This window comes from Blautia aquisgranensis (assembly GCF_040096615.1).
In the GTDB taxonomy this organism is placed as follows: Bacteria; Bacillota; Clostridia; order Lachnospirales; family Lachnospiraceae; genus Blautia_A; species Blautia_A aquisgranensis.
Genome location: NZ_JBBMEJ010000018.1, coordinates 16,779 through 37,105, shown reverse-complemented (window position 1 = coordinate 37,105; position 20,327 = coordinate 16,779). Strand labels below are relative to the sequence as shown.

General features: G+C 44.8%; 14 protein-coding genes and 1 pseudogene. 5 read left to right on the top strand and 10 right to left on the bottom strand.

Features of this window, described 5'->3' with window-relative positions:
• Nucleotides 1–24: 24 nt before the first annotated feature.
• From WMO28_RS13620 to WMO28_RS13605, 4 genes are all read right to left on the bottom strand, one after another.
• Nucleotides 25–1,548, bottom strand: a complete 1,524-nt coding sequence (locus WMO28_RS13620) for a glycoside hydrolase family 32 protein (RefSeq protein WP_349057319.1) — start codon at nt 1,546–1,548, stop codon at nt 25–27.
• 52 nt (nt 1,549–1,600) lie between these two features.
• On the bottom strand, nt 1,601–3,232 hold the full coding sequence (locus tag WMO28_RS13615) for a type 2 periplasmic-binding domain-containing protein (RefSeq protein WP_435376551.1): 1,632 nt from the start codon (nt 3,230–3,232) through the stop codon (nt 1,601–1,603).
• 70 nt (nt 3,233–3,302) lie between these two features.
• Nucleotides 3,303–4,199 (bottom strand): carbohydrate ABC transporter permease, encoded by an 897-nt coding sequence (locus tag WMO28_RS13610; protein WP_015526648.1) that lies wholly within the window; start codon nt 4,197–4,199, stop codon nt 3,303–3,305.
• Between the two features lie 11 nt (nt 4,200–4,210).
• Nucleotides 4,211–5,149, bottom strand: a complete 939-nt coding sequence (locus WMO28_RS13605) for an ABC transporter permease (protein WP_015526649.1) — start codon at nt 5,147–5,149, stop codon at nt 4,211–4,213.
• Between the two features lie 297 nt (nt 5,150–5,446).
• Here WMO28_RS13605 and WMO28_RS13600 point away from each other — a divergent pair, with 297 nt between their 5' ends.
• On the top strand, nt 5,447–6,475 hold the full coding sequence (locus tag WMO28_RS13600; RefSeq protein ID WP_015526650.1) for a LacI family DNA-binding transcriptional regulator: 1,029 nt from the start codon (nt 5,447–5,449) through the stop codon (nt 6,473–6,475).
• Between the two features lie 161 nt (nt 6,476–6,636).
• Nucleotides 6,637–8,472 (top strand): amylosucrase, encoded by a 1,836-nt coding sequence (locus tag WMO28_RS13595; RefSeq protein ID WP_349057318.1) that lies wholly within the window; start codon nt 6,637–6,639, stop codon nt 8,470–8,472.
• A gap of 156 nt (nt 8,473–8,628) precedes the next feature.
• On the opposite strand, the pseudogene WMO28_RS13590 reads toward WMO28_RS13595, so the two are convergent.
• Nucleotides 8,629–9,783, bottom strand: a pseudogene (locus tag WMO28_RS13590) (FprA family A-type flavoprotein); the annotation flags it as partial.
• Between the two features lie 238 nt (nt 9,784–10,021).
• Between WMO28_RS13590 and WMO28_RS13585 the strand changes: the two are divergent.
• A complete protein-coding gene (locus tag WMO28_RS13585; protein ID WP_349057317.1) occupies nt 10,022–11,383 on the top strand; it encodes an MATE family efflux transporter in 1,362 nt (453 codons plus the stop codon).
• Nucleotides 11,384–11,614: 231 nt separating this feature from the next.
• A complete protein-coding gene (gene sstT, locus WMO28_RS13580; RefSeq protein ID WP_349057316.1) occupies nt 11,615–12,823 on the top strand; it encodes a serine/threonine transporter SstT in 1,209 nt (402 codons plus the stop codon).
• A gap of 87 nt (nt 12,824–12,910) precedes the next feature.
• Here sstT and WMO28_RS13575 read toward each other — a convergent pair whose 3' ends face one another.
• The 4 genes from WMO28_RS13575 to WMO28_RS13560 all read right to left on the bottom strand — a co-directional run bounded on the left by WMO28_RS13575 (nt 12,911) and on the right by WMO28_RS13560 (nt 18,478).
• Nucleotides 12,911–13,540 carry a metal-dependent hydrolase gene (locus WMO28_RS13575; RefSeq protein ID WP_349057315.1) on the bottom strand — a complete coding sequence of 210 codons (630 nt, stop codon included), beginning with the start codon at nt 13,538–13,540 and terminating at the stop codon, nt 12,911–12,913.
• 181 nt (nt 13,541–13,721) lie between these two features.
• Nucleotides 13,722–15,272, bottom strand: coding sequence for a 4-alpha-glucanotransferase (malQ, locus tag WMO28_RS13570; RefSeq protein WP_349057331.1), 1,551 nt, complete (start codon nt 15,270–15,272; stop codon nt 13,722–13,724).
• Nucleotides 15,272–16,153 (bottom strand): endonuclease/exonuclease/phosphatase family protein, encoded by an 882-nt coding sequence (locus WMO28_RS13565; protein ID WP_349057314.1) that lies wholly within the window; start codon nt 16,151–16,153, stop codon nt 15,272–15,274. The genes malQ and WMO28_RS13565 overlap by 1 nt, the downstream gene beginning before the upstream one ends.
• Nucleotides 16,154–16,219: 66 nt before the next feature.
• Complete coding sequence (locus WMO28_RS13560; protein ID WP_349057313.1) at nt 16,220–18,478, bottom strand: PTS transporter subunit IIBC; 2,259 nt, start codon at nt 18,476–18,478, stop codon at nt 16,220–16,222.
• A gap of 327 nt (nt 18,479–18,805) precedes the next feature.
• Here WMO28_RS13560 and WMO28_RS13555 point away from each other — a divergent pair, with 327 nt between their 5' ends.
• The gene (locus WMO28_RS13555; RefSeq protein ID WP_349057311.1) at nt 18,806–19,825 is read left to right on the top strand and encodes a LacI family DNA-binding transcriptional regulator; all 1,020 of its coding nucleotides are present in this window, start codon (nt 18,806–18,808) and stop codon (nt 19,823–19,825) included.
• Here WMO28_RS13555 and WMO28_RS13550 read toward each other — a convergent pair.
• Nucleotides 19,776–20,306 carry a GNAT family N-acetyltransferase gene (locus WMO28_RS13550; RefSeq protein ID WP_349057310.1) on the bottom strand — a complete coding sequence of 177 codons (531 nt, stop codon included), beginning with the start codon at nt 20,304–20,306 and terminating at the stop codon, nt 19,776–19,778. The genes WMO28_RS13555 and WMO28_RS13550 overlap by 50 nt on opposite strands.
• Between the last annotated feature and the right edge of the window lie 21 nt (nt 20,307–20,327).

The following is a 20,327-nucleotide window of genomic DNA, read 5'->3' as shown; positions in this document are numbered from 1 at the left end:
AAATTGTCAATATTTGAGAGGCTTCTACAACACAATATCATATTTCTCAACCTGGATCACAGCATTTCCGTCACTGTGAAACAGAATCTCATCTGCTTCCACTGGTGTTGGGATCACGGTAGTCGCAGTTTTGCTTCCATCATTGATAAAAAGCTCTATGGAACTTCGATCCAGGATAAAACGCAGCTTCAGATTTTGTCTGTCATCTGTGATCTGGAACTTTCTTGTACATATAACATCACGCTGCACCCCGCTCCAGGTTCTGTCGATCTCCAGTATCTGTCTTTTTCGATCATAGGTAAAGACCGTTGTATATTCTTCATTGCGTGCAAGCTCGATCCGGAACTCATTGTACACATCCAATGCTTCCTGATTTGGATTTCCGGAGTTCCTGCTTCCATCCATGATGCCATCTGCGTTCTGCAGTTCCACAGTCAGATCGATCATTCGGCCACGGACGCCTTCAAGGCTTAAGCTCTCACCCACTTTTACATTCTCATAACAGCAACGGTTTTTCCGATAATTCTCAATTTCCCGGACCGGCTTCTGCCAGATTTTTCCGTCACGATATTCTAGCTCTCTCGGAAGAGTCATCATTCCCTGCCATCTCTGCTTTTCCTTGATCACACAGCTATCCCAGGATTTCATCCAGGCGATCATCACTCTTCTTCCATCTGGAAGAAGGGTTGTCTGCGGCGCATAAAAATCAAGTCCGTAGTCCAGACTTACCGGTGCGTCTTTTTCAAATGTATGTTTTTCGCTGTCATAATCTCCCGTAAAATACAGGGAATTATGTCCATTATGAAACTCATACCCTTTTGCCCGCATATGCTGCGGAGAACAGATCAGCACATGTTTATCCCCGAGCGGAAAGAAATCGGGGCATTCCCACATAACACCGATTTCTCCTGTGGAGTTCTCCGCAAGAATTGTTTCAAATTTCCATTCTTTCAGATCTTTACTGGAAAACAGAACTACCTGTCCAGGAATTTCTTCGCTGCGGCATCCTACGAGCATATGGTATGTTCCGTTATCTTCCCATACCTTCGGATCACGGAAATCAACTCTGCTGCATTTCTCCGGAAGCATATCCCCGGTGACTATCGGATTTTTCTCTGCCTTTACATAATCTTTTCCGTCACCCCAGGCAAGGCACTGATTCTGCCGGACTTCTTCTTTTCCATCAGGCAGCTTTTCTGTTGTAACTCCTGTGTAGATCAAAGCCTGTTTTCCATCCGCTTCAATAGCACTTCCGGAAAAGCATCCCTCTCGATCATATTCCTGATCCGGTGCAAGCGCTGTAGGAAGCTGCTCCCATCTGATCATATCCTCCGTCACACTGTGGCCCCAGTGCATAGGGCCCCAGTCACGGCTGTAAGGATGATACTGGTAAAAAAGATGTACCTTTCCTTTAAAAACAGAAAATCCATTGGGATCATTGATCCAGCCAACCGGTGCAGATACATGAAAGGCCGGTTTCTCTTCCTGCGGGATATTTTTTGCTTCCTCTATTTCATAAAGACGTGCTTTTTCAAGTTTTTCACTCATACTCTGCTCTCTCTTTCTTTTTTATGTTTCTGACCGGTATCTTTTTCTGTTTTTATTTCTCTGTCTCACTAAGAGACTTCTGATACTGGTCAAAATATTTCTGTTTGATCGCCAGATAATCAGACAGTCCATACTTCTCCATCTTTTTCAGATAGGAATCCCATTCTTTTTCGATGCCGCCATTCAGGATCCAGTCTGCTTTTTTCTGTTCCGCATACTTCTTGATATCTGTGTCGTACTGAGATACCTTATTGGTATCATCAATACTCATAAATACATTCGGATACACATATTTACTGTTCATATCCTTAAGATATGTTTCGTGCATATTGTCGAGACGCCATTTTGCATCTGCCGGCTCTGTTACATATACATCGTAATACTCGTTAAGTATTGCCAACGGTCCGTTTACAGACTGTGCTTCACGAACCTCTACCGGAGATGTATCTCCCAGATCCATATGCTTCAGCATCTGACCACCTTCTGTATTCTCGGACATCTCAAAGATATTAAATGAATCTTTTTCCCCGTAAGTACCCCAGTTATTCTGCGGAGACTGGATCGGTGCATACATCTGATCGATCCATGCTGCTGCCAGTGCCGTATTCCGACAGCTTGTAGTCAGAACGCAGCGTCCTCTGTCAAAGCCGCTGGTTTCACTGTTATTCTGTCTTGTGATATTTACAAGACCATCCGGACCGGCCAGCGCCGGGAGCATTACATAATCTTCATTGTTATCAATATTTGCAATATCCCAGGTGAAACACAGACCATATCTGTGGTTCTTACCTTTTGCAACATAAGTTGACCATTCCTGGGTAAAAGCCTCCGGATCCACCAGCTTTTCTTCTACCAGCTGATGGAGCCACTGAATACCTTCTTTATAGCCTTCCTGTACAGTTGTATAAATAACGGTTCCATCATCTTTTACTGCAAAATGATCACCGGTGTCACCATATCCTTCTCCGAATCCGTTGATGAGAATTGCAGGATCCTGATCACCATTATTGATGATAAAGGACATCGGGATCACACCACCCTCAATGTTGAATTTCTTTTCCAGTTTATCTGCATTGTCGCGGAAAGCGATCAGAACCTGTTCCAGTTCCTCAGTTGTAGTCGGAACGTCCAGCTTCAGATAATCCAGCCATTTTTTATTAATGTAGGGAATATCTCCAATTGCCTGAATGGCTTCTTTCCCCGCACCAAGCTGCTCGATCCATGGGAAAGAATAAATATGTCCGTCCGGTGCTGTACACATTGTTCTGTATTCCGGGTATTTTTCAAATACAGCCTTAAGATTCGGCATGTATTTATCAATGAGATTTTCTACCGGAATAATGATTCCCTGTTTGGCATAACGAAGAAGATCATAATCACTCATCCCTGCGTTAAAAAGTCCATCCGGAAGATTTCCGAACTGTGCCAGTGCCAGATTTTTTTTGTCATTAAACTGATCCGATACAAAACAGGTCCAGTCAATGTGGACATTGGTCTGCTTTTCCAGTCTTTTAAAAATCGTTCTTTCATTAGGTTCCTGTGTAGATGTTGCAGGTGCACTGGTAATAAAAGACAGCTCTGCTTTTTCTTTCAGAGGAAATGACACATCTTCCACCGGGATATCCGGATCTATTTCTGCTTTCATGTGTTCTTTTCCATTTCCACATCCGGCACTGCATACCATTATAATTGCAGAAAGCCCGATTGCCAATAATGCCTTCATTCTTTTTTTCATCATTATCAACCTCCTGTCATCAGCCTTTTACAGAACCAACCATAATGCCCTGGTCAAAATATTTCTGGAAGAATGGATACATGATCAGAAGCGGTAAACTTGATACAATGATCGTAGCATATTTCAGAAGTTCCGCTACCTTTGCCATCTGTGCAGTACTCTGGATATCTGCGATCATTCCGGGCTGCGGTGTATTCTGTACAAGAATGGAACGAAGTACCAGCTGCAATGGCTGCAGTTTCGCATCATTCAAATAAATCATAGCGTCAAAATAACTGTTCCACATTCCTACAAAGGACCACAGTGCAAGCACTGCGATGATCGGTTTGCATACCGGCATCATAATCTTGAAAAAATGCTCGATTTCCGTGGCACCGTCAATGGCAGATGCCTCTCTGAGTTCCTTAGGGATAGACTGATAATAGGTTCTGGCAAGGATCATGTTCCAGACATTAAACGCACCCGGAAGCAGGATTGCCCAGATTGTATTTACCAGATGCAGCTGATTGATCAGGATAAAAGTCGGGATCATTCCTCCACCGAAAAACATGGTAATGAGAAAAATAACATTGAAGAAATTTCTTCCCACAAATTCTTTCTTGGACATTGGATATGCTGCCAGCAGAGTTACCAGAACTGAAATAATGGTAAACACCAGGGAATAAAAAAATGAGTTTGCAAAGCCTCTCCAGATCATATTATTTTCAAGAACTCTGCGGTACGCATCGATCGTCCACTTCCGCACATCAAAGCTGATTCCCTGGCTGTTCAGCACATTCGGATCCATAAAGGATGCGATCACAACATATAAAAGCGGAACCAGAATGGAAAGTACAAATGCACCCAGAAGTACGTATCCGATTCCTAAAATGGCTTTGTCAGATGCCGAATATTTCTTTTTCTTTGCTTTTGCCATAACAGCACCTCCTATAATCCCTCTCCGTCATTCAGTTTCTTGACTACCCAGTTTACAAAGATCAAAAGAATTACATTGATCACTGAATTAAACAGCCCCACTGCTGTAGAATATCCATAGTCTCCATTCAGAAGACCGATTCTGTATACATAAGTAGAAAGAATCTCAGATGCAGGAAGGTTCATATCTGTCTGCAGTGCATATGCTTTTTCAAAACCAATGCTCATAATATTTCCGGCCTGAAGGATAAACTGGATCACAATGATGTTTTTAATAGCCGGAAGCTGTACATACCAGATCTGCTGCAGGATATTTGCTCCATCCACCACTGCTGCCTCTTCCAGATCCTTACTTGCATTGGCAAGTGCTGCAGTATACATAATGGATGCCCATCCGGCTGTCTGCCAGATTCCGCTGGCTATGTAAATGGTACGAAATGCTGCCGGCATAGTCATCCAGTTGGCATCGGAACCGATCAGTTTATTCAGCGGACCTACCGGTGAAAGAAACATACGAACCATACCACAGAGTACGATAACGGAAATAAAATTCGGCGCATAGATCAGAAGCTGAATTTTTTTCCTGATCCCGGCTCTCCGGATCTGATTCAGAAGAAGTGCCAGGATGATCGGAATCGGAAATCCCCACAGTAGTCCGTAAATACTCAGTTTCAGAGTGTTCACAAGATAATTCATAAAATCCGGTGATGCCAGAAATCTCCGGAAGTATTCCAGTCCTACCCATTTGCTTCCAAATACACCATCAATGACATTGTAATCCTCAAAAGCGATCAGTACGCCACCCATGGGCACGTATTTGAAGATGATCGTCAGAAGAAGTGCAGGCAGCAGAAAAAACACATACAGCTGCCAGTTCTTTTTCACATACTGAAGCTTTTCTGCAGCAGTTCTTTTTCCTGCCGGAACAGCTTTCGCAGAACCTTTTTTCATTCTCTTTTCCTCCCGTTTTTGTTCTTTCGTTCTTGTTTAGTAACCGGTAAAGTAACCGGTTACTTTATAATTTGATACTACTATATGACATAGCTTCTGTCAACCTTTTTTGTTAATTTATTCAAGAAAAGTTACCGGTAACTTAACTGGTTATTTTTTTATTGCTATTTAACGTCTGTATTGTTATACTTAATTACATCAATCCAATTATCCTGTACGGTCTGCAGATTTCTCTTATATGATCACATCTGCATTCCGTATCATAACTTTCTGCTGTTAAAAGGAGACTATTTTTTTATGGCTAAAAAACAGGTAACATTTGCCGATATTGCAGAATACACTGGTTTTTCCAAGACTACGATCTCCAGATATTTCAATCATCCGGATTCTCTGACCCTGGAAAATCAGGAAAAGATCGCAAAAGCCCTTGATGAGCTCGGCTACAGAAAAAACAAGCTTGCCAGGGTTCTTGCCAATGGAAAAAGCGAATTTGTAGGGATCATTGTCCCAAACCTTTATCTTCATTATTATTCCGAAATGCTGACACAGCTTCTTCGAAGTTACTCCGATTATCATTACAAATTTCTGGTTTTTGTCAGTGATGGCGGCCCGGAGAAAGAAATGCAGTATCTGGACGAGCTGATGGCTTATAAGATTGAAGGACTTATTGTTCTCAGCCATACTCTTTCCTCTGAAAAACTGGCTTCCTATAATATTCCTGTGATCGCCATTGAACGTGAAGCAGAACATATATGCAGCGTTACAACAGACAATTACATGGGCAGCATGCAGGCTACTTCTCTGCTGATACGTAATCAGTGTGATGTACTGATCCACATCAATGTCCATGTACCTGAGAATATTCCGGCTTACGACCGTATCCGTGCCTTTGAGGAAACATGCCGGGAATATCATGTTCCTTATGAACTGAACCTTAATGTTTCCGGTGATTCCTATCAGGAGCTTTTTGAACAGATGCGTGTGATCTTTCAGGATATTGACAGTAAATATTCCGGTCAGAAAAAAGGCATATTTTTATCCAATGATACTTACGCAAATATATTTCTCAATCTGATCTTCCAGAAATACAACTGTCTGCCGGATGAATATCAGATCATCGGATTCGATAATTCACCCATTGCTGCGGAGTCCATCATCCCGATCACTACTATTGGACAGCAGATTGATGTGATCGCACAGACTACCATGGAACTGCTTGTGGAACAGATGAACGAAATGAAGAAAAGAAAACCGGCACCGCTTCAAAAACCGATCCACAAAAAGATCACTCCGGTTCTGATACGACGACAGACAACAGGAGACTGAAAATACTTACAACATTTTTCCATATTCCATAACAACCCGTATATTCATGTACCGGAAACTTCATGCTATAATTCTGTGGAAAAATGTCAGATAACCATTACCGCCGGGAAATATTTTACAGGTTTCCCGGCATCTATAAATATCTATTCAGGGAGGAAATCATGAAAAAAGATCAGGAAATTTTTCAGGAACGTTTAAACCATCATCACGACGAGCTTCGATGGCTGTACACAGAGCTTTATCACAATGACGATATGTTTGCAGAGCTCTGCGACCAGATGTATCAGTATTTTACAGCACGTCGCCGCGCGCTCAAAAACCGCGACCTGGAAAGAGAAAAAAATCCGGACTGGTTTCGCCAGAAGGATATGCTTGGCATGATGCTCTATATTGACAATTTTGCCGGCAACATCAAGGGAGTTTCTGCCAAGCTTCCATATCTTAAGGAATGCAACGTGAACTGTCTTCATCTGATGCCGTTCCTTGATACCCCGAAGGGTCGTTCCGACGGTGGTTACGCAGTAGCCGACTTCCGCAAAGTCCGCCCGGACCTTGGTACCATGGAGGATCTGGCTGCACTTGCAGATAAATGCCACAAAAACGGAATGAACCTGTGTATGGATTTTGTTATGAACCACACTTCCGAGGATCATGAGTGGGCCAAAAAAGCACGCCAGGGTGACGGCGAATATATGAGCCGCTACTTCTTCTACAATAACCGTGAGATCCCGGACAAGTACGAAAAAACCGTACCACAGGTATTCCCAACCACTGCTCCGGGAAACTTTACCTGGCTTCCGGACATCGGCCACTATGTCATGACTACCTTTTATCCGTACCAGTGGGATCTGAACTACAGAAATCCGCGTGTATTCAATGAGATGATGTACAACTTCCTGTTCCTCGCAAACCAGGGAATGGATGTGATCCGTATTGATGCGGTTCCGTACATCTGGAAGGAACTGGGAACTCCCTGCCGTAACCTGAAACAGGTTCACACCATCGTCCGTATGATGCGTATGATCGCCGAGATCGTCTGCCCAAGTGTTGTTCTTCTTGGGGAGGTTGTTATGGAGCCTGAAAAAGTTGTTCCGTATTTTGGTACCGTAGAAAAACCGGAATGCCATATGCTCTACAACGTAACAACTATGGCCACTACCTGGAACAGCATCGCCACCCGTGATATCCGCCTTCTGAAAAAACAGATGGATATTGTAAACAGCCTTCCGAAGCAGTACACCTTCCTGAATTATCTCCGCTGCCATGACGATATCGGCTGGGGACTTGATTTTGCCACTCTGAAAGAATGGGGCATGGATGAGCCATCTCATAAGCGTTACCTGAATGATTTCTTTACAGGAAAGCATCCGGGAAGCGACAGCCGCGGAGAGCTCTATAATGATGACCCGGTAACTCAGGATGCCCGCTTCTGCGGAACCACTGCTTCCATGTGCGGAATCGAGGCTGCTCTTTTTGAAAAAGATGACGAGAAACTGAACAGAGGTATCCGTGAGGATCTGATGCTTCACGCATATATGCTTACCCAGTCCGGAATCCCGATGCTTTACAGCTCCGATGAAATTGGCCGTCTCAATGATTATTCCTATAAAGAGGATCCTGATAAGGCTGCAGATTCCCGCTATATCCACCGTGGTGCTTTCCAGTGGGAGCTTGCCGGAAAAAGAAAATCCAAATCCTCCGTTGAAGGACAGATCTTCCAGACTCTGGACCGCATGGAGCAGATCCGCAGCCAGGAATCTGTTTTTGATAAAGACTGTGATGTATATACATACGATGTTCATGATGACAGTATTCTCTGTATCCTCCGTCAGAAGGGAGATGACCGCTTTATCGGAATCTTCAACTTCAGTGACAGTAAAAAAACTGCCTGGATGCAGGAGGAGGGAACTTTCCGCGATCTGATCACAGACCAGACTCTGGAGCTTAAGGACGTGGAGCTTCCGGCTTATGGATTTATGTGGTGTAAGAGGATGTAACTGTTGCTCGGTAAATAAAAAAGACGTGACCTTACGGATCGATATATTTCTTTCATTAACAACTCAGTAAATGAACGAACATATCGACCCGGGTCCACGTCTTTTTATTATGTTATATCTTTATTTTTTATAAGCTGTTCTGACATTCAGAAATTACTTGCAGAGCTCCTCTGCCATTGCATCGATCTCTGCCACATTCTCATCGCTGAGAGAGGACATGATCTTTACATTGTTCTCAAGCCATGTGATATTTTTGCTCTTCTCGAACATTCCTTTCATGACTTTGGCTGCTGTCGGTGCCCAGCTTCCGTTCTCAATGAGGCCGATGGTGCGGTTCTGGTAATTACGTTCTGTCAGGTTCTCGATAAATGTACGCATAAACGGGAATGCTTCTCCGTTGTATGTAATGCTGGCCAGTACCAGCTTTCCGTAGCGGAAAGCGTCCTCCACTGCCTCTGCCATGTCTTCTCTTGCAAGATCGCAGACAACAACCTTCGGGCAGCCCTTTTCTTCCAGCTTCTGTGCAAGAAGCTCTGCTGCTTTCTTTGTATGTCCGTATACAGATGTGTAGGCGATCATTACACCTTCACTCTCTACTTTATAAGAAGACCAGATATCATATTTCTCCAGATAATGTCCAAGATTCTCGGTAAGGACCGGTCCGTGGAGCGGGCAGATAGTCTGGATATCCAGAGTTGCTGCTGCTTTGAGAAGCTTCTGTACCTGCGGACCATATTTTCCGACGATTCCGATGTAATAGCGGCGTGCTTCGCAGTCCCAGTCCTCTTCTACATCAAGAGCTCCAAATTTGCCGAAGCCGTCTGCTGAAAACAGAACCTTATCTGTGCTGTCATATGTAACCATAACCTCCGGCCAGTGAACCATCGGTGCAAATACGAAAGTAAGGACATGTTTTCCAAGTGTCAGGGTGTCACCATTTGCTACAATATGTTTCTTTCCTTCCAGATCCATTCCACGGAAGAAATTCTCCATCATGGTGAAGGTTTTTGTGTTGGCAACAACAGTTGTATCCGGGTATGCTTTCATGAAATTCTCAATGTTTGCGGCATGGTCCGGCTCCATATGCTGAACTACAAGATAATCCGGTTTCGCGCCATCCAGAACTTCTGCTACTTTTCCAAGCCACTCTTCTGCGAAGTTGGCATCTACGGTATCCATAACTGCGATCTTCTCATCTTTGATCACGTAGGAATTATAGGACATTCCGTTTGGCACTACATACTGTCCCTCGAACAGATCTACCTGATGGTCGTTTACTCCTACATAATAAATATCATTTCCGATTTTCATTGTATTGAGTTCCTCCTTAGTCTGCTGTATTTTATATTTCCAATATTTCTGAAAATACTTTCTTATTGCTCTCATTTATTATATCATTGTTCGTACTGAAATCAATGTAGAATCTATAAATAAAAACAAACCTCTGCGCCTGGTAAAAGAGCTATTTTCCCCTCTTTACAAACCTATTCCAACATAGTATTGTATACCTTGGATGAAGGAATTTTTTATAATTTTTATGAGGTAAACTATGTGTGAAAATAAAAAAAAGAAAACGTCTTCCATTGAGATGACCTCCGGCTCTCTCTGGAAAAATATCCTCCTCTTCAGCCTTCCCCTGATGGGGTCCCAGGTATTGGAGGTTCTTTTTAACTTAAGTGATGTTGCGGTTGTGGGGCGATTTGCAGATTACATGGCACTTGGAGCTGTGGGTTCCACAACTCTGCTGGTCACTTTATTTACCGGAATCCTGATCGGAATGGGTGCAGGAGTCAATGTTCGTGTAGCCCACGAGCTTGGTGCCGAAAACAGAAAAGGTACCGAAGAAACGATCCATACATCTCTTCTTCTCTGTGCCATCGCAGGACTTCTGGTCTGTGTCGTCTGTCTTCTGTTTTCCGGACAGATGCTGTCCATGATGAATACCAAGCCGGAACTGATCGACCAGGCTATTTTATATATGAAGATCTACTCACTTGGTATGCCGGCCATGGCCGTATACAATTTCGGTAACGGCGTATTAAGTGCCCGCGGAGATACAAAACGACCACTGATCTATCTTTCCATTGCCGGAGTGATCAATGTTCTTCTGAACCTGTTTTTCGTTATCGTCTGTCATATGGCTGCCGCAGGTGTGGCAACTGCCAGTGCGATTTCTCTTTATGTATCTGCCACTCTGGTCATGCTCCATCTGTTCCGGCGAAAAGACGACTGCAAGGTATCCCTGAGCAAGCTCCGTTTTCACCCAAACGCCTGCAAAGCCGTGCTGATGCTTGGTATCCCGACAGGCCTGCAGAACGGAATTTTTGCCATCGCCAACCTGTTCGTGCAGGCCGGTGTCAATTCCTTCGATGCAGTCACGGTTTCCGGAAATGCCGCTGCTGCCAACGCAGATTCTCTGATCTATAATGTGATGTTTGCCTTTTATACAGCCTGTGCAAGCTTTATCGGTCAGAACTGGGGTGCCGGAAACAAAAAACGAATGCTCAAATCCTATGGAATCAGCCTTACATACGCTTTTATCGCCGGTGCAGCCTTAGGCGGGCTGCTTCTTGTTTTCGGCCGGCAGTTCCTGTCACTTTTTGCCACAGAACCTGCAGTTATCGATGCCGGAATGCAGAGGATCGGGATCATGGGATTCAGCTATGCATTCAGCTGTTTCATGGATGGCAGTATTGCAGCTTCCCGTGGTATCGGAAAAAGCATCCCGCCGACCATTATCGTTATCCTCGGCTCCTGCGTGTTCCGTATTATCTGGATCTATACAGTGTTCGCGCATTTCCAGACCATATCTGCCCTGTATCTTCTCTACATCTTTTCCTGGGGAATTACCGGATTTGCAGAAGTATTATTCTTCGCTGTCAGCTTTAAGAAGCTTAAAGTGTCAGCGTGATCCGGATAACAGCACAGTTACATTTACAGATATACAGCCCATTGAGGAATATCAAAATCCACTCTGGGCTGTTATTTTATGGAAAATCTTTCATAAATTTTCACATATATGTACATTTGTCTTTACAAGGCGGACACAAATGTATATAATGATTATACTGTGCTTTTCCGTGATGCAGTATTACTACCCCAGAAAAAGCACTCCCATACAATAGGAAAGAGGAAAAAGTTTATGAAAAACCTGATTCAAAAATGGAACAGCATCAACCTGATCAAGCGTATCATCTGCGGACTGATCGTTGGTATCATCCTCGGACTTGCGATTCCACAGGCTTCTGTGATCTCCATTCTCGGTGATCTGTTTGTCGGTGCTCTCCGTGGAATTGCTCCGCTTCTGGTGTTCTTCCTGGTAATGAGTTCTCTGTGCCACATGGGAAAAGGCCAGAAAACAAACATGAAATTCGTCGTTGTACTGTACCTTCTGGGAAATGTACTTTCAGCACTGGCAGCGGTTCTTTCCAGCCGTCTGTTCCCGATCATGCTGACTTTTTCCGAGAATACTAACACTTCCGACATCACTCCGCCAAGCGGTGTTTCCGAGGTTCTCAAAAACCTCCTTATGAACATCGTTTCAAACCCGGTTGACGCACTTGTAAACGCCAACTATATCGGTATCCTTGCATGGGCGATCATCTTCGGTATCGCACTGAAAGCTGCAAGCGGAACCACAAAAACAGTTATCGAAAATATTTCCGATGCAACCTCAACCGCAGTTAGATGGATCATCAATCTTGCTCCGTTCGGTATCATGGGTCTGATCTTTACAACCATTTCCGAGCAGGGACTTAGCGTACTGTTAAGCTATGGCCGTCTGATCTGCGTACTGGTTGGAACCATGCTGTTTGTAGCCCTTGTGCTGAACCCGATCGTTACCTTCCTCTGCACACGCCAGAATCCATATCCACTGGTTCTGCGCTGCCTGAAGGACAGCGGACTGACAGCGTTCTTCACAAGAAGCTCTGCTGCCAACATCCCGGTAAACATGGAGCTCTGTAAAAATCTCGGACTTGACGAAGATACTTACTCCATCTCCATTCCACTTGGTGCCACCATCAACATGGGTGGTGCAGCAATCACCATTTCCATCATGGCTCTGGCCGCTGCAAACACACTTGGCATCAGTGTAGATTTCCCTACAGCTCTGATTCTCTGCATCCTGGCTGCTGCAAGTGCGGCAGGTGCTTCCGGAGTTGCCGGTGGTTCTCTTCTTCTGATTCCAATGGCATGCAGCCTTTTCGGAATTCCGAATGACGTTGCCATGCAGGTTGTTGGTGTAGGCTTCATCGTAGGTGTGATCCAGGATTCCTGCGAAACAGCACTGAACTCTTCTACCGATGTTCTTTACACAGCATGCGCCTGCAAGATCCGCAGAAATAAATAAGTTAATCTGATATTCGGTTAAAAAATGAGACAGAATTCCTGCTCTTTGGAATTTCTGCCTCATTTTTTATTTATCCCGTATTCTTTTCTACATCTGGAATATCTTCCAGCTCTCTCCCATTCTGACCGCCAGATATACGATCTCAAAGATCACAGCTACCGATCCCAGCTTAAAAAGCATGGAATCCACGAAACCTCCTGCCTTGCAGAGATCCAGAGCGATCCCGCCCGGCAGCGGATACAGAAGCCGGACTCTTTTTCGGTTGAAACAGTCCAGTACAAGATGCGATGCAAAACCGATCACAAAATAAAGCACCAGCTTCACAGATATCATGGATATCGCCGCACTCAAAATCGCCATAGCCATGATCGAATGCATAAAGGATCTGTGCGGCTGATTTTTGCCGAAGGCGCATACAGCTATGAAAATAATGATTCCCATAGCTACCGGTGCCATAGACTGGTCATTCCGTATCTTTTCCCACACGGAAAAACCATAAAAATAATTCAGTGCGATCTCAGCCGCTACAAGCAGAACCGCGATCAATGTGATCCTGTCTGCATCTTTATGCGATTTCGATGTTCCCACATCAATATCACTGATCAGTGCCCCCAGCATTCCTGTTCCGGCTGCGAGTATCATCCCGGAAACTGTAGACGGCTGTGTTATGGCCAGCACCGTTCCAAGTCCCACTGCTGCGTGTGTTTTACCTGTCATAATTTTCCCCTTTGTATAAAAAAACTTTTGCACGAAAAAGGCAGCTGTCAGCCTCCCCTTTTACTGACAGCTGCCTTTACAGAACAGCATTATATCACACAAAAAAGTGCGATTCTATCCTTAATCTTTCCACTCTCTTCCACGTCCCGTTTAAACGGAATATCCCTCGCAGACAATTCCTTTATTCAGACCAGTTCATACGTCCGTAACGAAGTGCCATACCGTGAATTTCTTTCTGGAGCTTCATGGTAAGCTCCCTCCTGCGGATACGCCATTTCCAGTTCTTTCCTACTGTGGACGGCTGGTTCATCCGGCAGCTGTTATCCAGCCCCATGTAATCCTGCATCGGGATCACACAAAGCTTTGCGCTGCTTCGCATAACCAGGCTGATAAAGCATTTATACAGATCCTTATCCGGTGTACAGTTATCGCAGAGATAATCTCTGGCAAGCTTACGCTCTTTTGCCGTAATGCTCTTCCACCATCCGACGATCGTCTCATTGTCATGCGTTCCGGTATAAGCTACACTGTTTTCCGGATAGTTGTGTGGAAGGTAATCATTCGCACATCCGGAATCCCTGGAGTCAAAAGCAAACTCCAGAACCTTCATTCCCGGAAAGCCACTGTCATGAACAAGCTGGCGGACAGAATCTGTCACGTAACCAAGATCCTCCGCAATAACCTGTTTCCAGCCAAGCGCCTGCTCTACCTTGCGGAACAGATCGATTCCCGGACCTTTTTCCCAGTGACCGCCAATGGCGTTCTCTGCACCATACGGAATAGAAAAATATTCATCAAAGCCACGGAAGTGGTCAATTCTTACTACATCATAAAGCCGGAACACATAGCTCAGTCTGGAAAGCCACCACTGATATCCTGTGTTTCTGTGATAATCCCAGCGATACAAAGGATTTCCCCACAGCTGTCCTGTTGCAGAAAATCCGTCTGGCGGACAACCGGCTACTGCAACCGGCACGTTCTCTTCATCCAGCTGGAAAAGCTCCGGATGCGCCCAGGTATCTGCGCTGTCCATAGCTACATAGATCGGGATATCTCCGATGATCTGGATGCCTTTTTCATTGGCATATTTTTTCAGTTTCATCCACTGCTCATAGAATTTAAACTGCATATACTGCTGGAATTCAATATCAAAATATAATTCTCTGCGATAGTAGTCCATGGCATTTGCCCAGCGAAGGCGGATATCCTCTGCCCATTTTGTCCACTCAACACCGCCGAACTGATCCTTTACTGCCATAAAAAGCGCGTAGTCAGAAAGCCACCAGCTGTTTTCCGCAACAAATCTCTGATAGTCCGGATTCTCGCTGATGTTGCTGTTTTCATAGGCTTTTCGAAGAAGCTTGTAGCGTCCTTTGTAGATCTTCTCGTAATCTACACTGTCCGCTCTTTTTCCCCAGTTGACCTTATCGCAGTCAGCTTTGTCAAGAACGCCTTCTTCCACCAGTGCTTTCAGGCTGATAAAATACGGATTTCCTGCAAATGTGGAAAATGACTGATACGGTGAATCTCCATAACTTGTCGGTCCAAGTGGAAGGATCTGCCAGTAGCTCTGTCCTGCTGCTTTCAACCAGTCCACAAAATCATATGCACTCTGGGAAAAACATCCGATGCCATACTCTGACGGCAGGCTTGTGATCGGCATCAATATGCCAGCTGCTCTTTCATTCATAATTATTGTCTCCTTATACTGCTCTGCATGCTTTTTAAATATTAGTTCTGTTTATCTGGCATTTTCTGCCCTGTTGTGATCATAACTCCACAATGGTCGGAAACCACCGGATATTTTTTTCCGTTACAGATTACTTCCGAAGTGAGAATCTTTCGTTTTTCACTGCTGAAAATATAATCAAGTCTCATCCTGTCGGTCTTCTGCTCTGCTTTACCTGTGTCACTGTCACGCCATCCATCAATCTCTTTTTCCACGGTAAATCCTTCGTCCTTTGTTTCCGCAGCTTTCCAGGAATCCTGCCAGCCACTGTTACATACAAGCTCGTAGCCCTGACCTTTCACGTTATCCGGGCTGTTGAAATCACCCATGAGCCAGATCGTCGAATCCTTTTTGCGATAGCTCCGGAAAAACTCTTCCATAGAATCCCACTGACCTCTGAACGGTTCTTCCTCATCGTTCCACCATCCCATGTGAACCGTGAAAAACCAGTCCGGACAGCCCTGGACCTGAACACCCAGCATCTTTCTTGTTTTCCAGTTTTCGTAATCATCCGTTCTGCTAATGAGATGCTGACGGATTCGCTCGATCGGCTTTCTGGTGAGGAGAGCCATTCCCTCATCATATTTACCGTAGCCTGTTTTTGCGGAAATCCAGGTCCAGTAATAATAGCAATCCATTCCCCGGAGGATTTCCGCCAGGATCATGGCGTAATTGTCACTTCGGATCTGGCGGTCAAATCCTATGCAGCGTACATACCCCGGAAGCATCACATCCGGAAGTACACTGGCACTCTGGCTCTGATTGACCTCCTGAAGTGCCACAATATCCGGAAGTTCTTTCTGGATCACCTGTGCAAATTTTCTTGTTTTGCTCGCATAGTCCGGCTCTACCAGGCTGTGAGTATTTAATGTCATAAGTTTCATTTATGTTTGCGCCTCCAACTATTGCAAATCAAAATCAGGCTGCTCAATCAAGTCCCTGCTTTTCTTTTATAAAATATCGTTGATATCTGATTTCAGTACATCGGCTTTCGGTCCGTATACCGCCTGGATTCCGTTGTCCTTTTTAATCAGGCCAAGTGCGCCTTCTGCTTTCCATGCCGGAAGCTCCGCAACCTTGTCCAGATCTTTGACTGTTACACGAAGTCTTGTCATGCAGGCATCTACGAGAACAATGTTTTCTCTTCCGCCGAGAAGTGCGATAATGCGCTCTGCCTGTGAATTTCCACCGGATGTTTTTGTATCCCCGGAAGCTGTTGAAGTGGTATCTCCGTCATCATCATTGCCGTCTGTATAATTTCCAAGTCTTCCAGGTGTTGCGAACTTGAATTTTCCGATCATGAAATATGCCACAAAATATCCGATGATAAAGAACGCGATCACGCAGATCACAAAATTGATCACATCTCCTGCAAGGCCTGCTTTCAGACTCATCGGAATTCGTGTGATAAACTCCAGATTTCCGAAAGAGTGTACTCGCAGATGAATGATTCCTGCCATTGCGAATGCACATCCCTGAAGGATCGCATATACAATATAAAGCGGCAGGGCACAGAACATGAACATGAATTCCAGCGGCTCAGTTACGCCTGTAAGGAATACAGCAAGTACTGTTGAGAAAAACATGGAACGGTATTTGCTCTTTTTGTCTGCATTAACTCTGCGGTACATGGCAAGTGCGATACCAAGAAGAAGTCCTGTCGCACCGATCATCTGACCAACCTTGAAACGTGCCGGTGTTACTGTTGTGAGCAAGTTTTTATATGCTGCCATATTTCCTGCATCTTTGTAATTGATAAGGTCTGTTACCCATGCAAGCCACAGCGGATCCTGTCCGAATACTTCTTTTCCTGCATTGATTCCTGTTGCGATCGTATAAGTTCCGCCAAAAGATGTATAGTTCATCGGAATCGTAAGCATGTGGTGCAGTCCGAACGGAAGCAGCAGACGCTCCAGGGTTCCATATACAAACGGTGCAAGGATCGGTGATGTATCAGAAGAATTGGCGATCCACACACCAAAAGCATTGATTCCGGACTGTACGACCGGCCATACAACTGCCAGGATCAGGGAAATGATCACAGACCAGAGAATACATACCATCGGTACAAAACGTTTTCCGTTAAAGAAAGATAACGCATCTGGAAGTTTACGGTAATTATAATATTTATTGTAGATCACACCGCCGACAAAACCGGAGATGATACCGACAAAAACACCCATATTCAGGGCTGGCATTCCTAATACAGAAGTAAAGTAGCCGTTTACAAGAATCTCTTTTCCAAAAAGTGTATGGGTTACAGCATCTGCATCATTCAGCATTGCAGAGGTAACTCCAAAAACAGATCCTGTGATCTGGTTGATCAGAATAAAGGTGATCAATGCTGCAAAAGCACCACCTGCACGTTCCTTCGCCCAGGAACCACCAATCGCGATCGCAAACAGGATATGCAGGTTATTGATGATCGCCCATCCGATGTTTTCCATGGTTGTTCCTACGGTCAGGATCATGGAAACATCTGCGCCTGCCATCTGTACCAGCTTACCGATACTGATCATCAGTCCTGCTGCCGGCATAACTGCGATAACTGTCATCAGTACTTTTCCAAGTTTCTGAAGAAAATCGAAGTTGAAACTAAATTTTTTCTTTTCTTTCTTCGTTTCGCCGGAAGAAACTGCGGTGTCGGATGCTTTGACTGACTGTGTTTTTTCTGCTGCCGGAGCTTCTGTTTCAGCTGCAGAAGCTGCTGTTTTGGCTGCTGCACTCTCAGATTTCCCAGTAAGCATAAGCACAGCTGTTTTTCCAGCTTCCACTGCGCCTTCCGCACATTTCATCTCCTGATCGTCCAGATCGGAACAGATCAGAACCGGTGTGATCGGATTGATATTTTTCTCTGCTAGATATACAAGATCCACTTCTGCTACCAGATCACCTTTTTTTACCTGGTCGCCTTCTTTCACATGAACCTTGAAGCATTCTCCTTTCAGAGATACGGTCTCCAGTCCTACGTGTACCAGCAGTTCCAGACCATCTTCCGTGGAAAAGCCATAGGCATGTCCTGTCTCTGCAACAGATTCTATCTGTCCATCCACAGGGCTTACGATCCTGCCGTCCTCCGGAATGATCGCAATTCCGTCACCAAGAACCTTCCCGGAAAATACCGGATCCGGAACCTGATCGAGCGGCACTGCTTTTCCTGTCAGCGGTGCGTATACAACTGACGGGCTTTTTTCTTTTTCGCTGCTCATTACAAATCCTCCATTTTCTTTTTCATCTTTGCTGCAATTTCTGTGCATTCTTAATGCAACCGTTTGCATGAATTATATGTTTATTTTGCGTAAAACGCAATTGATTTTTTGTATTTCTACTTTTATCACAATTTCAGCATACGGTTTTTGTGCATTTTTACTGTTGATTATGCAGATATTCTACCTGTTGATCCAATCAGCTTCGTATAAATTCATGCAACAATTTACGCAATATGTTTGACAGGCTTGCAGTTATGAACTACAATATTCTCATTAGCAGAGACACTCGCGGATATTTTCTCCACATAATCTACAGGAGGCAGCTTTATGGCAGTAACAATCAAGGACGTTGCAGCACTGGCGGGAGTATCACCTTCCACCGTTTCCAGAACCTGCAAGAACAATCCATCTATCAGTGAAGAGACTAAGGAACGTGTACGCCGTGCCATGGCAGAGCTTGGCTATGAACCGAATTTCCAGGCCAGCAACCTGGCGACACAGAATTCCCGTTCTATCGGTATTATTCTGCCTCCCTCACCAAAGGAAACCTATGAGAATTCTTTTTACCTGGAGGCCATCCGTGGAATCAGTCATTACTGCAACGCACATCAGTATATCAGCACCATTGTTACCGGTCAGAATGAGGATGAGATCCTGAATGCAGTTCGTTCCATGTCCAGAAGCGGCAAGGCTGACGGATTTATCGTGCTGTATTCCCGCGTCGACGATCCTGTGATCGATTTTCTTTTTAATAAAGGGCTGCTTTACATTCTGATCGGAAAACCAGCGCAGTACACCAATCATACGATCTATATTGATAACGATAACTTTCTGGCAGGCCAGGAGGCAACGGAATATCTTTATGCACTTGGTCACAGAAAGATCGCCTACCTTGGCGTTGAGGATTCTCTGGTCTTTTCCGCAGATCGAAAAACCGGTTATCTGGCAGCACTGGCAGGTCACGGACTGACTATCCGGCTTGAATACTGCATCGAAGTGCCCGATGCCTCCCAGCGGGAATTTCAGCAGCTTCGAACACTGCTTTCCGGCGATGACCGTCCTACCGCCATGCTGGTAAGTGATGACATCCTGGCACTTTCCCTGGAACGGATCTGTATGGAAGCCGGAATTTCCATACCGGAAGATCTGTCTATCATTTCCTTTAATAACTCGCTGTTTGCCAGACTGACGTCTCCGCAGCTGACTTCTATTGATATCAATTCTGCACAGCTGGGAACGGAAGCAGCCACACAGATGATCAGCCATATCGAAAACCCGAATCTTCCGGCTACGAAGATCATTGTGCCGCATCATCTGATTGAACGGGACAGCTGCCGGAGAATTTAACCAGTGCTTTTTCATAGCACCAGTACATATGCCCCCATAATTCACATTCCCCTACATTATTGAAATGCAGCTTATCATAGGAGCGCAAAGCCTTTACATTATCTTTTGCAACTAAAAGGTGTACAGCTTTATACCCCTGGCATTTCAGCTCTGCCATCACACCGGTAAGCAGGGCTCTTGCAATTCCCCGATTCTGATAATCTCCGCTGACACCTACCCGGGAGACTTCCGCTGACGGAACCAGCGTTTCAGACCAGCATGTCAGACATTCCACGTTAGGATCATCATCTATGGAAATCACTCCGGCAATCGTTCCGTCATCATCTCTCATACAAAATAATGCATCTCTGGAAAGATCAAATTCTACTTCTTTTTCTGACGGATAATCAGTTGTCCATACACAGTAGGGTGTTCCCAGTAATGACCGGTATAATTTAAGGACTGTGTCCGCCTCTTCTCTTTTTACATGTTCAAATCTCATTTTTTCTCTCTTTTCCTTTTT